The 14,928-nt window shown below is 37.3% G+C and carries 12 protein-coding genes; 10 read left to right on the top strand and 2 right to left on the bottom strand.

Translation table 11 applies throughout. The features are described from left to right. The first annotated feature begins 180 nt into the window (after positions 1-180). The 7 genes from BKM32_RS01920 to BKM32_RS01890 all read left to right on the top strand — a co-directional run bounded on the left by BKM32_RS01920 (position 181) and on the right by BKM32_RS01890 (position 8,061). Positions 181-909 carry a type III pantothenate kinase gene (locus BKM32_RS01920; RefSeq protein WP_076662316.1) on the top strand — a complete coding sequence of 243 codons (729 nt, stop codon included), beginning with the start codon at positions 181-183 and terminating at the stop codon, positions 907-909. Further along, positions 910-2,184 carry a hypothetical protein gene (locus BKM32_RS01915; protein WP_053976131.1) on the top strand — a complete coding sequence of 425 codons (1,275 nt, stop codon included), beginning with the start codon at positions 910-912 and terminating at the stop codon, positions 2,182-2,184. Positions 2,185-2,209: 25 nt separating this feature from the next. Further along, positions 2,210-3,592: a M48 family metallopeptidase gene (locus BKM32_RS01910; protein ID WP_076662315.1), complete on the top strand. Its 1,383-nt coding sequence runs from the start codon at positions 2,210-2,212 to the stop codon at positions 3,590-3,592. Then, complete coding sequence (gene lptC, locus BKM32_RS01905; RefSeq protein WP_076662314.1) at positions 3,593-4,180, top strand: LPS export ABC transporter periplasmic protein LptC; 588 nt, start codon at positions 3,593-3,595, stop codon at positions 4,178-4,180. A gap of 53 nt (positions 4,181-4,233) precedes the next feature. Further along, entirely contained in the window at positions 4,234-4,422 is a 189-nt protein-coding gene (locus BKM32_RS01900; RefSeq protein WP_053976128.1) for a hypothetical protein, read from the top strand. Positions 4,423-4,428: 6 nt separating this feature from the next. Next, on the top strand, positions 4,429-5,718 hold the full coding sequence (locus tag BKM32_RS01895; RefSeq protein ID WP_076662313.1) for a hemolysin family protein: 1,290 nt from the start codon (positions 4,429-4,431) through the stop codon (positions 5,716-5,718). Positions 5,719-5,910: 192 nt separating this feature from the next. Continuing rightward, positions 5,911-8,061, top strand: coding sequence for a SurA N-terminal domain-containing protein (locus tag BKM32_RS01890; protein ID WP_076662312.1), 2,151 nt, complete (start codon positions 5,911-5,913; stop codon positions 8,059-8,061). A gap of 70 nt (positions 8,062-8,131) precedes the next feature. On the opposite strand, the gene BKM32_RS01885 is transcribed toward BKM32_RS01890, so the two are convergent. Further along, positions 8,132-9,061, bottom strand: a complete 930-nt coding sequence (locus BKM32_RS01885) for a GYDIA family GHMP kinase (RefSeq protein ID WP_076662311.1) — start codon at positions 9,059-9,061, stop codon at positions 8,132-8,134. A 2-nt stretch (positions 9,062-9,063) separates the two neighbouring features. After that, entirely contained in the window at positions 9,064-10,380 is a 1,317-nt protein-coding gene (locus BKM32_RS01880; RefSeq protein ID WP_076662310.1) for a hydroxymethylglutaryl-CoA reductase, degradative, read from the bottom strand. Between the two features lie 228 nt (positions 10,381-10,608). On the opposite strand from BKM32_RS01880, the gene BKM32_RS01875 reads away from it, so the two are divergent. The 3 genes from BKM32_RS01875 (at position 10,609) to BKM32_RS01865 (ending at position 14,926) form a co-directional block, all read left to right on the top strand. After that, positions 10,609-12,141 carry a peptide MFS transporter gene (locus BKM32_RS01875; protein ID WP_076662309.1) on the top strand — a complete coding sequence of 511 codons (1,533 nt, stop codon included), beginning with the start codon at positions 10,609-10,611 and terminating at the stop codon, positions 12,139-12,141. Between the two features lie 40 nt (positions 12,142-12,181). Further along, the gene (locus BKM32_RS01870) at positions 12,182-14,290 is read left to right on the top strand and encodes a peptide MFS transporter (RefSeq protein WP_076662308.1); all 2,109 of its coding nucleotides are present in this window, start codon (positions 12,182-12,184) and stop codon (positions 14,288-14,290) included. A gap of 87 nt (positions 14,291-14,377) precedes the next feature. Beyond that, entirely contained in the window at positions 14,378-14,926 is a 549-nt protein-coding gene (locus BKM32_RS01865; protein WP_076662307.1) for a thioredoxin fold domain-containing protein, read from the top strand. The last annotated feature ends 2 nt before the right edge of the window (positions 14,927-14,928 follow it).

Raw genomic sequence — 14,928 nt, 5'->3', positions numbered from 1 at the left:
CTTAATTGCGGATGCAAATATAAGGGCAATTTTGATATTCGCAAAGATAATTTTAGAAAAAATTTAATTCTTTTATTCTTGTCGCTTTTAGGGCTTAAATTCTAGCGATTTAGGAATAAATTTTTTTTGCCTTTTTAAACTGTTACATACTTGTTTTGTAATTTTACCCTTTTTAAAGCTATGAATTTAATTGTCGACGTTGGCAATACCTTTGTAAAGTTTGCCATTTTCCAGCAGGAGGAGATTATTTTTAAGTGCAGTTTCGATCTTGCTCATTTTGAAACCGAGTTTGAGGGGCTTTTTGAAAATTATGAAAGCATTCAGAAATGCATTCTTTCTTCGGTGGGCGATTTGGACAATGGCATGCTGAAATTGATTCAGTCAAAATTGCCAGTCTTGGTTTTGGATGCGGAGACTAAACTTCCCTTTGTAAATGCTTACAGTACGCCGCATACTTTAGGGGTAGACCGTGTGGCCCTAGTGAGCGCGGCCGTTAAAAATTTTCCTCAGCAAAATGTCTTGGTCATCGATGCGGGCACCTGTATTACCTACGATTTTACAGATACCGAAAGTACCTATAAAGGAGGCGCTATTTCTCCAGGAATCCGGATGCGCTACAAGTCGTTGAACAATTTAACGGCGAATTTGCCGTTACTTGAAACAGAGATGCCTAGAGGTCTAATTGGAGATTCTACCATTACTTCCATACATTCGGGTGTTGTTGGCGGTGTTTTAAAAGAAATTAATGGAGTAGTTGATGATTATCGTCAGGAATATAGAGATTTAACAGTTATTTTAACAGGTGGCGACTCAGATTTCTTGTCAAAACAATTAAAAAATGGCATATTTGCCAACTCTAATTTTCTTTTAGAAGGTTTAAACTTTATATTAGAATATAATTTGTACTAAATGATAAAAAAACTTGTAGTAGTTTTTATAGCTTCTTTTGCATTGCAGTTACATGCACAACAAGGTACAGTTTCACCCTATTCGTTTTTTGGAATTGGAAGTTTAAAGTTCAAGGGAACTGTTGAAAACAGAAGTATGGGAGGCTTGAGTATTTATACCGATAGTATCCATGTTAATTTAAGAAACCCTGCAAGTTACGCAACCCCAAACCTAAAGTCATTTAAAGAGGAAAGCCGTCCAGTGAAATTTGCCCTTGCCGGAAGCCAACAAAGTTTGAATTTGCAAAGTGATAGTGGAAGCGACAGATCTTCTGCAACCACTTTTGACTATTTGGCCATGTCTATCCCAATGGGGAAATTTGGTTTTGGCTTTGGTTTGTTGCCTTATACATCGGTGGGTTATAAAATTCAGTCTAAAGATGAAGAGGGGAATATCACCAATAAATATACAGGAGAAGGTGGTTTAAATAGAACTTATCTTGGTCTGGGATATGCCGTGACACCAAAATTGAGTGTTGGTGTTGATTTAAGTTATAACTTTGGAAATGTTAGAAATAACGTTCAGGAGTATTTCTTTGATGAAGGAGATTATATCCAATATCCTACTTTAGAGAGAAACCGTTCCAATTTAAGTGGGTTTACGGTGAATTTTGGAGTGACTTATAAAACCATGATTAAGGAAAAGTTTGAATTGGTAACTTCTTTAACCTATGCGCCAGAAGGGAGCTTGACTTCGAAAAATACCAGAACGATATTAACTGGAGATGGAACAAGTCTTGAGGCCGATTTGGAATCGCAGGGATTGGATGAAACCGATTTGACGATGCCGTCACGTTTGTCTTTTGGAGCAGGAATTGGGCAACCAAGAAGATGGTTTGTTGGGGCGGAATATACTACCCAAAACATAAGTGCGTTCTCAAATCCGTTTATGGACAGTAATAATACTAACTTTGTAGATGGATCGAATTTCTCATTTGGAGGATTTTTTATTCCTGAGTATGATTCTTTTTCAAAATACTGGAAACGAATCACCTATAGGGCTGGAATGCACTTTGAGCACACAGGTTTGAAAATAAGTGATGAGGATATTAAGGAGTTTGGCATATCTTTTGGAGCAGGGTTTCCAGTGGGAGGTGTGTTTTCCAATGCAAACCTTGGGTTGGAGTTCGGAAAAAGAGGAACCACAAACCAAAATTTGGTACAGGAAAATTTCGCCAATATCCTAATCAGTTTGTCTTTAAACGACAGATGGTTCCAGAAATTAAAATATAACTAAATTTACAGTAATTAATAATTAAACAATGAAAGCGAGAATAACTTTAGTATTAGTTGCCCTGTTTTTGAGCGTTAACATCGGGTTTGCTCAACAAGACGAAGAGTGCATGACTAACCTAATGATCTTTTCAGACTATGTAAAGAGCAAAAAATACGATGAGGCATATGAGCCATGGATGAAGGTGCGTAACAAATGCCCAAAGTTTAATTATGCTATTTACGGGTATGGTGAGAAAATTCTAGACCATAAAATCAAGAATTCTTCAGGTGCAGATAAAGCGGCTTTTGTGAATGATAAAATGAAGTTGTTGGATGAAGGTCTTGCTAATTTCCCAAATAAGTACGAAAAAGGAGAAGTACTTAATGATAAAGGGTTATTGATGTATGATAACAAAAAGGAATTGGGAGTTTCAAATCAGGAAATCTATGATATGTTTGATAGAGCATATAAGGAAGATTTGAAAAATTTTAAAAACCCTAAAGGATTGTACGTGTACTTTTCTACAGCGGTAGATTTGTATAACGAAGGGAAATTACCCCTTCAGTCTGTATTTGATAAATATGATGATGTATCTGATAAAATTGGTACTGAGGTAGAAATCTGCACAGAAGAGTTGAACAAATTAGTTCAAAAGGAAGAGGCAGGGCAAACATTGACTTCTAAGGAAGAGAAATACAGAAAATACTATACTAACTACCTTGAAAACTATGAGAAAATCGGCGGTAGTATCGATAGCAAATTAGGGCAATTGGCAAATTGTGAAAACTTAATTCCATTGTACAAAAAGGATTTCGATACTTATAAGAATGATGCCGTTTGGTTGAAGAGAGCTGTAAGCAGAATGTACAACAAAGAATGTACAGACGATCCTCTTTATATCGAGTTGGTAAAAGCTTATGATGCTACAGCACCATCTGCAGATACTAAATACTTCGTGGCAACTATTTTGTTTAAGCAAAATAAAGATAGCGAAGCTGTAAACTACTTAAAGCAAGCTTTCGATTTGGAAACTGATAAGTACAAGAAAGGAAGATTGGCTGAGAGAATTGGTGGGATCTTAAAGAAAAAGGGTCGTTATAGCGAAGCTAGAAACTACTACAGAGAGTCTTTGAAGTTGAACCCTTCAAACGGAAGACCTCACTTGAACATTGCTGCAATGTATGCAGCTAGTGCGAACGATTGTGGTGCTGATAGTTTTGATAAAAGAGCCGTATTCTGGTATGCAGCCCAAGAAGCTAGAAAAGCAGGGAAAGTAGATGCTACTCTAACTAGTGTAGCTAACCAAACAGCTGCTAGCTACGAAGGTAATGCGCCTACAAAAGGGGATATCTTTACTAAAGGTAACGCAGGACAAACTATTAAAATTGGTTGTTGGATCAATGGTAGCGTAGTGGTGCCAAGTTTGTAAATGAAACAGAAACATTTATATAATAACATAAAACTGGTCACAGCAATTGCTGTGACCTTGTTTTTTTCGTGTCAAAACAACTTAAAGGAAGTCCAGAAAATTGGGATTTCCCAAAACAAACCTATTGGCGAAGCGGAGCATATCAATTTAAAGTATACCGAAAAATTGAGCGATACTGCAAAAATGAAAGCCAATTTGGTGAGTCCAAAAATGTTGGACTTTTCAAACCGAAAGTTTTCCTTTACGGAGTTTCCTGATGGTATTCATCTTACGGTCTTTGATGACGATTTCCATAAAAATGTTATCGTATCAGATTATGCCATTGTGTACAATGACACAGACCTTATAGACCTTCAAGGGAATGTGGTGATATCTACCTACTCCAAGGACACGCTTTATGCAGACCAACTGTACTACGATCAAAAAAATGAATGGTTGTTTACCAATGGTGAGTTTACCCTTCGCTCAGGCTCGGAACTTACCAAAGGGCAAGGTCTAGATTCCGATTCCAATTTCGAAAACTTCGAAATTACCGAAATGAGTGGCGTATTGTATCTAGATGATACCGAAGAATCCCCCTCAAACTAAATCCTACACTTAAATAATTAGCTATCTTTGTGAGGTAATTAACACCAAGATTCATGAAATTAATGAAGATTTTTCAATACGCTTATATTGTGTTTGCGGTATTGTTTACTTATGATGGGATTTCAAAATGGGACACCAACCGTAATGGAGCCTATACCTCTTTGCTATTGGCAGCTTTGGCGGTTTTTATGTTTTTCTTCAGGAGCCGTTTCAGAAAGAAGTTTGAAGACAGAAACAAGTAATGCCCAATGGACATTAACGGAGTCATCATTGTAGTTTCCTTATTGCTTTCGGCGTTTTTCTCCGGAATGGAAATAGCCTATGTTTCGGCCAACAAAATCCATATTGAAATTGAGAAGAAGCAAGGCGACTTCTTGGCCAAAATATTAAAGCGTTTAACCGAAAAGCCTTCCAAGTATATCGCTACCATGCTTATCGGTAACAATATTGCTCTGGTTATTTACGGTTTTGTGATGGGAGATGTGTTGATGGAGTGGTTCCAATCCATTTTACCCACCAATTATGGTTTTATAAACTATCTACTCTCCGATTTAAGTTTGCTTTCGCAAACAGTAATTTCTACGCTGGTCATCTTGATCACTGCTGAGTTTTTACCAAAGGTGTTTTTTCAGATTTACGCCAATTCCTTTTTAAAGATTTTCGCTTTTCCAGCCTATCTATTCTATTTGTTGTTTTGGTTTATTTCCTCTTTTGTAATGTGGATTTCAGACAGTGTTTTGCGTCGTTTTTTTAAAACTGATGGCGATGATGTTAGATTGGCCATGACTAAAGTGGAATTAGGGAATTACATCAGTGAACAAATGGAATCGGTGGAAGAGCATGATGAAGTAGACAGTGAAATCCAGATCTTCCAAAAGGCTTTAGAATTTTCCGAAGTAAAGGCGAGAGAAGTAATGGTGCCAAGAACCGAAATTATCGCTGTTGAAGTGCATGATACCATCAAAAATATCAGTGGACTGTTTACAGCTTCTGGACTTTCCAAAATTTTGGTTTACAAAGATTCTATTGATGATGTGTTGGGTTATGTGCATTCCTTTGAATTGTTCAAAAAGCCAACTTCCATAAAATCCATAATTCTTCCGGTAGAGTTTGTGCCGGAAACTATGTTGGTAAAGGATGTGTTGAACATCCTTACTAAAAAGCGTAAGAGTATTGCGGTGGTAATTGATGAATATGGTGGAACAGCAGGAATCATGACTGTGGAGGATATTGTAGAGGAGTTGTTTGGTGAAATTGAGGACGAACACGATACCATTGCCTTGATAGAGGAAAAAATTGATGACAGGAATTATAAATTCTCTGCACGTCTGGAAGTAGACTATATTAACGAAACCTATAAATTGGATCTGCCAGAAGGGGAAAATTATGAAACTTTGGGTGGTTTGATTGTGGATGAAACGGAGGAGATCCCACAATTGAATGATCAGGTCATGATTGAAAACTATCTGTTTACTATTTTGGAAGTCTCTTCAACCAAAATTGACGTGGTCTCTTTAAAAGTTCTGGAGGAAGAATAGTTTTTAAAAATCTACTATTCCTTTTTACTTCAAATAAAAGTCTGTCTGTAAGGTTTTATCTTTTGTTTTTCGGTAGGTTTTATTGGGTATAGTCTCTATATTTAAAATCTACAATAAAACCTAATATATCTTTTATTATTTCATATAAAACGTTATTTTCGCGAACTTATATTTTTTAACGTATACAATAAAATGGCAGTTTTAAGTAAAATTAGACAACGTTCACTCTTTTTAATTCTAATCATTGCATTAGCATTATTTTCCTTCGTTTTATCAGATCTTTTTAGAAATGGATCCGCGGCTAGTGCCCAAGATGTGGTAGCAACCGTAAACGGAACCGATATCGATAGGGTAGAGTTCATGCAAAAAGTGGAAAATGCACAAAGAATGCAAGGTCCAGGTGCTTCATCTACACAAACTATGAACAGGGTGTATGAGCAGGAAGTGAGAAAAGCTGTGTTGGAAGGACAGTTTGAAGAGTTGGGATTGTCTGTTGAGAAAGACCAAATGAGAGATTTGTTGAAGCAAAACTTTTCGTCTTATCCAGAATTCAGCAATGAGGCTGGGATGTTTGACGAAAACAAGTTGAACGAATTCATTGCAAACTTAAAGGCTATTCAAAATAATACTCCTAATCGTGCCCCTCTTGGAAACTTCCAAATTAACTACAACGAGTGGGTAAACAACGAAGCTGCTATTGCAGAGCGTGCAAAGGAGCAAGTATATTTCAATATGATCAAAGCTGGTGTGGCAAGTACTTTGGCTGAAGCTGAAACAGATTATTTGTTGGAAAACGAAACTGTAGATTTAAAATACGTTAGCATTCCTTATACTACTATCTCCGATAGTTTAGTGGAAGTTACCAAGGCTGATATTTCTAAATATATTAGCGAGAACAAAGGTAAGTACGAAGTAGAAGAGAGCAGAGATATTGCCTTTGTAGAGTTTGAAGAAGTAGCTTCTGTACAAGACGAGGAAGCTATCAAAGCCAATTTGGTGAAATTGTTGGATGACCATGAGGAATTCAACAAAGTAACTAAAGCCAATGAAACTGTATACGGATTCAAGAACACTAAAAATATCGAGGATTTTGTAAACGCAAATTCTGATATTAAATACAACGACAACTTTGTGTTTAAATCGGCGTTGCCAACGGTAGCTGCGGATAGCATCTACAACTTGCCTGTTGGAAGTTTTTACGGTCCTTACAAAGACAACGGATTCTTTAAGTTGAGCAAAGTAGTTGCTGAAAAGCAAATGCCAGACTCAGTAAAAGTAAGACACATTTTGGTGCCTTTTATTGGAGCTACAAGAGTTGATCCTTCTATTACAGATACTGAAGAAGAAGCAGAAGCTACGGCTGACAGCATCTTGAACTTGATCAAGACTAAGCAAAGCAAATTTGTTGATTTGTTGGAATTGTCTTCAGATAAAGTAAGTAACGAAAAAGAAGGAGTTATCGAGTTTGGTTACAACCAATCTTTTGCTCCAGAATTCAAAGCATATTCTTTCGAGAACAATATTGGTGATATCGACGTAGTAAAAACGTCTTTTGGATACCACATCATCGAGATCTTAGATCAAAAGAACAAATCTAGAGCGGTTAAGGTGGCTACTATTGCTCAAAAAATCGAGCCTTCAGAAGAAACTATTGATGACGTATTCAACTCTGCTTCTAAATTTGAAGTAGCTATCCAAAAAGGAGATTTCCAAGCGGTAGCAAAAGAAAATAACTATACTGTAAAGCCAGTTAGCTTAAAAGTATTGGATGAAAATATCCCAGGTTTGGGAAGTCAAAGATCAATGGTACGTTGGGCATTTGATGCTGAAACTAAAGTTGGAGATTACAAACGTTTCTCTATTCCTGGTGGTGGTTATGCTGTTGTAGAATTGGTAAAAGTAACTCCAGAAGGTTTAATGTCTCCTGAGAATGCTTCTGCTACTGCAATTGCTGAAATTAGAAATGAGAAGAAAGCGAAGATGATCCGTGAGAAGATTTCTGCATCTACAGTTGCCGACGTAGCGAAAGAGCAAAGTGTAAGTACGCGTACAGCTTCAGCGGTAAATATGAAAAACCCAACCTTGTCTGGTGCTGGTTTGGAGCCAAAAGTAATTGGTGTAGCCTTTGGATTGAAAGAAGGAGAAACTTCAAAATTGATCGACGGTAACAAAGGTGTGTATATGGTTGAAGTTACTAAAGTAACGCCAGCTGCAGGTTTGGATAACTACCAACCAATTGCAAACAGATTGACAACTACAAGAGTGAATGCAGTTCAAGCTAAAGCCTACAATGCGCTGAAAGATGCTGCAGACATCGAAGATAACAGAGCTAATTTCTATTAATTGAAATAGTCTCTTAGGTATAAAAAAAGCTCCACTGAAAAGTGGAGCTTTTTTTATTTATAAAGTTTTTTTACTTGAGTATCATTTCGGAAAAAGGCAAGACGGTTGTAAAGCCTTTGGAGCTCAAATAAGGTCGAGGGTCAACTTCAGAGGTGAGCATGATAAAATCTCCTCCCCATGCTCCCAAGCTCTTAACAGCCCCGTTAAAATTGTGAAATAAACGGTCTTTTACTGTTGGTTGTTTGGTAAGCTTGGAGATAATACTTTCATGAGTCTCGAGAAGCGTTTCGAAATCAATTAAATTATCACATTCTAAAAATCCTTCAGTAATATCGCTAATCTCAGAAATGGCCGAAGAATTCTTTCCTCTGTGGGCTTTATAATGCGCAATACCCTCTCTGCTGTCTTGTTTTTGGTTCAAGTGAACAAAGTATAAATGCGAGCTAAATGCAGGATTAAAAGTTACCGGGGTAATCTTTCTTTCCTTAGGATTATTTTCTGATAATTGATATAAAATAGGGGTGTCATGACTAGCACAGGCGATGTCGTAACCACTACCTCCAAAAGTAGTGTCCAAAAGTTGATAAGGATCGACTTTTGCCCAGTTTGAAATATTGTTAATTAAGGTAGAAGAGGTGCCAAGTCCCCAATTGTTTGGGAATTCCAAAGTGGTGGTTACTTCAAAACCATTTGAGGTATTGAGGAACTCTGGATTTAATTTCTTAGCAGTATCCAAAATTTGCATCAAACGATCATTAACATTTTGATTGGTATGTTGAATAGATTCTATTTGATTGTTCTCAATTTTGAATTTGCCTTCAAACCAAACTTTACCTTCATGGTCTAAGCTTTTCCAATGAAGGATTGGTTCTTCAATGGGTTTTATAATTAAACCTTGCCCAAACTTAGTTGGAATGGCCAAAGACAATGCGCCATCCAAAACCACATATTCTCCTGTTAGCAATAATTTGCCGTGACTGTAATACTTGAACGAATCCACGTTTATTGTCTCAAATTATTTAAGGCTTCTACTACAGCACTATGGGTAACCACGTTGGTTTTAAAATGTTCTACCAAGTGCGCTTTTTCTTCATTGCTTGCCTCAAACTGATTTAAAATATTCATCAAGTGCATTTTCATGTGACCTTCTTGAATACCGGTTGTGGTTAGTGATCGTAATGCTGCAAAGTTCTGTGCCAAACCAGCAACGGCCACAATTTGCATCAGCTCTTTAGCTGACGGTTTGTGTAACATCTCCAAGGCTAATTTTACCAATGGGTGTAAACTTGTAAGGCCGCCCACTGTACCTAGCGCCAATGGGATTTCTATCCAAAATTTAAAGATGCCGTTTTCAATACTAGCATGGGTGAGGCTTCCATATTGTCCGTTTCTTGAGGCATAGGCATGGACACAAGCTTCAACAGCCCTGAAATCGTTACCTGTTGCCAAAACTACTGCATCGATACCGTTCATGATACCCTTGTTATGGGTGACGGCTCTAAATGGCTCGATTTCGGCTATCTTCACGGCTTGAATGAATTTTTTGGCGAACTCATCGGCGGGGATAGAAGGATCTTCCTGAAGGTCTTCTACTTTGCAGCTTACTTCCGCTCTTACCAAGCAATCTGGAACATAATTGGAAAGAATGCTCATGATTATTTGGATGTCCAAATCGGTATTGGCAATAACCTCGAAATCGGCAATCTCCGAAACAAAGGTCTTGGCAAATTGCTCCAAGCAGGAATTGATGAAATTGGCGCCCATGGCGTCCAAGGTTTCAAAAGTGGCATGTAATTGAAAGTAGCCTTCCAATGTGTCGCTTTTATCCTGTAATTCAATATCAAGAATACCTCCACCACGGGTTTCCATGTTTTTGGTAATAGGTTTTGTGGCTTCTATAAGTTTTGGTTTCACCCATTCAAAATACTTTTGAAGAGTCTCCAATTCACCAGAAAAATTGAAATGTACCTGACCTATTTTTGTAGTAGAAATAACTTCGGTTTTAAAACCTCCACGGGTTGCCCAAAACTTAGCCGCTTTACTTGCTGCTGCCACCACAGAGCTCTCTTCAATAGCCATTGGGATGGTATAGGTTTTCCCATTGATGATAAAATTAGGGGCGACACCCAAAGGCAGGTAATAGTTGGAAATGGTATTTTCAATAAACTCGTCATGCAGTTGTTGCAGCTTGTCATTGGAGTTCCAATATTGCTTTAAAACTGTTTTGGCAGCTTCTTTATTTGAAAAGTAGGTTTCTACCAACCAATCGATTTTTTTGGATTTGGACAGTTTGGAAAAACCGGAAATCGTTTTACTCATCAGGTCATGTTTTAACACGCAAAGATACTATTATAAGCGTTAATATTCAGGCAGCGGACCGCAATACTGATTTATCTGTTAATACTGATGGCTTTTTGCTTTATTTTTAGTAAACTTGGCAATATTTTGTCAAAAATTTAGAGGCCAACACCTAACTCCCTAATGCAGGTGTTGTTTCTTGTTTAAAATCAAAGAATTAACTAATAGTTTTTAATTAATACTAAAATTATGTCGAGCACAACTTTAAAACCGCACCAAAAAGAACTTTTTGGACAGCCAATAGGCCTTTACATATTGTTCCTTACAGAAATGTGGGAACGTTTTTCATATTATGGGATGAGAGCCATATTGGTACTGTACATGACTGCTTCCACTATGGGAGATGATCCAAGAGGTGCCGGTTTGGGTTGGACAAGTCAAGAGGCTTTGGCTTTGTATGGCTGGTACACTATGTTGGTATATGTCATGTCGATTCCAGGAGGGATGATTGCTGATAAATTGATAGGTCAAAAGAAAGCCGTTTTATGGGGAGCGATTATTCTGTGTTTAGGACATGGCGTTTTGGTACTTACCGATACTTGGGCCTTTTACACAGGTCTCGGCTTGGTGATTCTCGGGGTTGGTTTGTTAAAACCGAATATATCCACAATGGTTGGAGGACTTTATAAAGAAGGGGATATCCGTAGAGATAAAGGATTCAGTATTTTCTATATCGGAATTAACTTAGGGTCTTTATTGGCAACCCTTATCGTGGGAATTGTTGTGAAGTTCTATGGATGGCATGCAGGTTTCGGATTGGCCGGAGTTGTGATGTTATTAGGATTGTTGAATTATTTATATGGGCAAAAGTACCTATCTCAAGTAGGAAACCATGAGCCAAGTACTGGAGGAGATGATGAAGTTTCTTATGGTGAATTGTATGGGAAATTGGGAAGTTCACCTAAGCAATTGGTGATTACTTTGGTTCTGTTATTGGTTTCTCTTTATGGATGGTATGCCTTAGGTTGGGGATATGGATTATTGTTTGTATTCCTTACGGCTATCACAGCATTGTTGATGATGATTTATAAAGATTTGGATTCTCAAGTTTATAAAGACCGTTTCTTGGTATTGTTGCTTTCTTTTATCATGGTAATTGTGTTTTGGGGAGCCTTTGAACAAGCAGGAGGTTTGATGAACTTATATACTGATACTAAGACTGACCGCATGTTGTTTGGTTTGGAAATTCCAACAATCATGTTCCAAAGTTTAAATGCTGGATTTATTATCATTTTTGCAACTATTGTAGCTTCTATATGGGCGAAACGTAAATTGAAAGGAAAAGAAGCTTCTTCACTTTTTAAAATGGCTTTGGGGATTATCATTATGGGATTTGGATTCTTATTTATGGTATTTGCAGCTATGCAATTTGAAAAATCAGGAAGTTCAAGTATGCTTTGGTTGGTAATGGCTTATTTGTTCCATACCATTGGAGAGTTATGTTTATCTCCGGTAGCATTGTCTTTCATAACAAAATTAACGCCAATAAAATATGCGTCTTTAATGATGGGGGTTTATTTTGCAGCCACTGGATTAGGTAGTAAAGTAGCTGGAATTGTTGGAGAATCTGCTAGTGATTTTGGAGAATACACGGTGTTTTTAGGGATTTTAATATTTACCATCATCGTTGGAACTTTGTTTATCCTCATCTTAAAACCGTTAAAACGCTTAACGCACGGAGCGGAAGATAATGAAAGAATGATGCACAGCGACGAAGCCTAGTCTTCTTGCGATACCGAACTATACTAAGCTAAATTTACATATGAATACGGATATTGAAAACCTTTTTAAGGATAAGGTGCTAGGGCACCCAGCAGGATTGTTTGTACTGTTTTTTACTGAAATGTGGGAACGTTTTTCCTTCTATGGAATGCGTGTGCTTTTGGTGAATTTCTTGACTATGGCATTGATAGGTTACAATCCAGGTTGGCAGTGGTCAGTTGAAAATGCGGGGGCTCTTTTTGGAACTTATGCAATGTTACTTTATATCACTCCAATTCTTGGAGGAATTGTTGCCGATAAGATTACAGGGTATCGTGGGGCGGTAATTATTGGAGCCCTTATTATGACCCTTGGTCATGCTTCCATGGCTTTGGAGACTGAGTTCTCTCTCTATTTAGGACTTGCCTTATTGGTAATAGGGACTGGATTTTTTAAACCGAATATTACTTCCATTATTTCAGGAATGTATAAAGATAATCCTGAGAAAAAGGATGGTGCCTACACAATCTTCTACATGGGAGTGAATGCTGGTGCCTTTTTTGGAATGATGCTTTGTGGTTATCTAGCTGAAAAAATAGGATGGTCCTATGGATTTGGATTGGCGGGAGTATTCATGTTATTGGGTACTTTACAATTCGGTTTGTCTGGGAAACTCTTTGGAGCAATTGGAGCGAAACCTTCAAAAAAAGATAAGCTTGTTGAAAATATTAATGATCCCGCAAAGGAACTAGGAGAGGAAGCTAATGTTGGTAAAGAAAATCCATTTACGCTTTTAGATAAAATATTGATTGTAGTATGTACAGTTATTGGACTAGGTTATGCCATTAACGATCCAATGTCCAAAATTGCAGGAATAGATATGTTCTCAGCATTCAGAATAGGTAACTTGGAAGGACAGTATACTGCAATTTTGTTTGCTTTGGCGTTGTTCTTGGTGTTGGTTATTGGTCGTATTATGAGATATACACCAGTAGTTAGGGATCGTATGTTGGCCTTTATCATTTTCGCCTTCTTTACGGTATTTTTCTGGTTGTCTTTTGAGCAGGGAGCTTCTTCATTGGTAATTTTTGCAAGAGACAATGTAGATAGAATGTTAAGTGGTGGAGCTGCTACAACGTTTAATATTATCAATACCTTGCTTACAGTAGTTCCTTTATTGATTATTTCTTGGGTATTGGTTTTACTTTGGAAAAAGACATTTCATAAAATTCCGGGATCGAATATTGTATTAGTGATATGTTTTGTCTTCATGTGGGGTATTGTAGGTTGGATGTTGAACAGAGATTTTAACACTACAGCTTATGATGTGAAATATGCGGCGATTGAACGTCCTGTTTTAGATGAGAATGGAAATCAATCTAAAGATGAAAAGGGCGAATTGCAATTTGAATATATTGCTATTGGAGAAGGAACAAAGGTCTTAGATACTGATAAGGTTGTTGAGCGTACCGTTTCTATCGCTGAGCCAATTGATTTTATGTTGGGAGATGAAATACATATGATAAGCAAGAACAATGAAGGAACTGCTTTTGGGTATTTAGACGAAGAGCGATTGGAGTCTGTTAGGCTTCAAGCTGAAGCAATGAACAGAGAGTCTTCAGTGGTTAAAGCTAAAGTGGCGCAAATTAAAGAAAGCGAGGTAGAGATTACTGTTTCTTGGTTTAGTATTCTTAATTCATTCTTCATCATTGTGTTTGCTTCATTCTTTTCAAAATGGTGGGAGAGTAAATATAACCCTTCGGCGGCTGCAAAATATGCACTTGGTTTAATAATCATGGGTGTAGGATTTGGACTTTTGGCCTGGGGGTCTAGTGGTGTTGAAGGTACTATGAAAGTAAGTATGATTTGGTTGATCTTGGCTTATCTATTCCATACCTTGGGGGAACTTTGCTTGTCTCCAGTAGGGCTGTCTTATGTTAGTAAGTTGGTGCCGGCAAGAATGATTGCCTTAATGTTTGGTATGTGGTATTTGGCTATTGCTATCGGTAACAAGTTGGCGGCAGTTCTAGGTGGCCAAATTGAGAATATTACTGAGGCATACAGCTTGTCTACGTTCTTTTTGATATTTACAATTGTGCCAATGGTTGCAGGAGCCTTGGTATTCGCTTTGAATCCAGTTCTTAAAAAACTAATGCACGGAGTGCGATAATCGATAAAAAAGTTAAATTACCTGTAAAATGCTCCTTACGAGGAGCATTTTTTGTAAGTTACAACGAATTAATACAACAAAGGATTTATGAAGAAACTAGGATATATTGTACTATTGGCTCTGTTGACTTCTGTAAGTAGCATTGCCCAGGAAATTAATTGGATTAGCTTGGATGAAGCACTTCAATTACAAAAAAAGAACCCCAAAAAGATTATGATGGATGTGTATACCAATTGGTGTGGTCCATGTAAAATGTTGGATAAAAACACCTTTCATAATTCTGATGTGGTTAAGTATGTGAATGAAAATTATTACGCTGTTAAATTTAATGCGGAGGGAAATGAAACTGTTAATTATGATGGTAAAACATTTTCCAATAAGAATTATGACCCTGCTCTGACAAATCGTAGGAATGGTGTACATGAGTTAACGTTATATCTGCAAGTGAGTGCCTACCCAACTGTAGTGTTCTTTGATGAAGAAGGGAAAATTTTGGCTCCAATTAGAGGATATCAGAAACCGCAACAATTGGAGTTGTACTTAAAATTGTTTCATAACAATGACCATGTAAATATGAATTCTCAAGAGGATTTTAATGAATATTACAATGCTTTTACACCAGAATTTAAAGGATAAAA

Source organism: Mangrovimonas sp. DI 80, assembly GCF_001975575.1.
GTDB classification, from domain to species: domain Bacteria; phylum Bacteroidota; class Bacteroidia; order Flavobacteriales; family Flavobacteriaceae; genus Mangrovimonas_A; species Mangrovimonas_A xylaniphaga.
This window is presented reverse-complemented; position numbering and strand designations above follow the sequence as displayed.

Coding starts and splice junctions, on each gene's coding strand:
- BKM32_RS01910 (WP_076662315.1), top strand. CDS start 2,210: ATGAAAGCGAGAATAACTTTAGTATTAGTTGCCCTGTTTTTGAGCGTT.
- BKM32_RS01920 (WP_076662316.1), top strand. CDS start 181: ATGAATTTAATTGTCGACGTTGGCAATACCTTTGTAAAGTTTGCCATT.
- lptC (WP_076662314.1), top strand. CDS start 3,593: ATGAAACAGAAACATTTATATAATAACATAAAACTGGTCACAGCAATT.
- BKM32_RS01870 (WP_076662308.1), top strand. CDS start 12,182: ATGAATACGGATATTGAAAACCTTTTTAAGGATAAGGTGCTAGGGCAC.
- BKM32_RS01890 (WP_076662312.1), top strand. CDS start 5,911: ATGGCAGTTTTAAGTAAAATTAGACAACGTTCACTCTTTTTAATTCTA.
- BKM32_RS01880 (WP_076662310.1), bottom strand. CDS start 10,380: ATGAGTAAAACGATTTCCGGTTTTTCCAAACTGTCCAAATCCAAAAAA.
- BKM32_RS01915 (WP_053976131.1), top strand. CDS start 910: ATGATAAAAAAACTTGTAGTAGTTTTTATAGCTTCTTTTGCATTGCAG.
- BKM32_RS01900 (WP_053976128.1), top strand. CDS start 4,234: ATGAAATTAATGAAGATTTTTCAATACGCTTATATTGTGTTTGCGGTA.
- BKM32_RS01865 (WP_076662307.1), top strand. CDS start 14,378: ATGAAGAAACTAGGATATATTGTACTATTGGCTCTGTTGACTTCTGTA.
- BKM32_RS01875 (WP_076662309.1), top strand. CDS start 10,609: ATGTCGAGCACAACTTTAAAACCGCACCAAAAAGAACTTTTTGGACAG.
- BKM32_RS01895 (WP_076662313.1), top strand. CDS start 4,429: ATGGACATTAACGGAGTCATCATTGTAGTTTCCTTATTGCTTTCGGCG.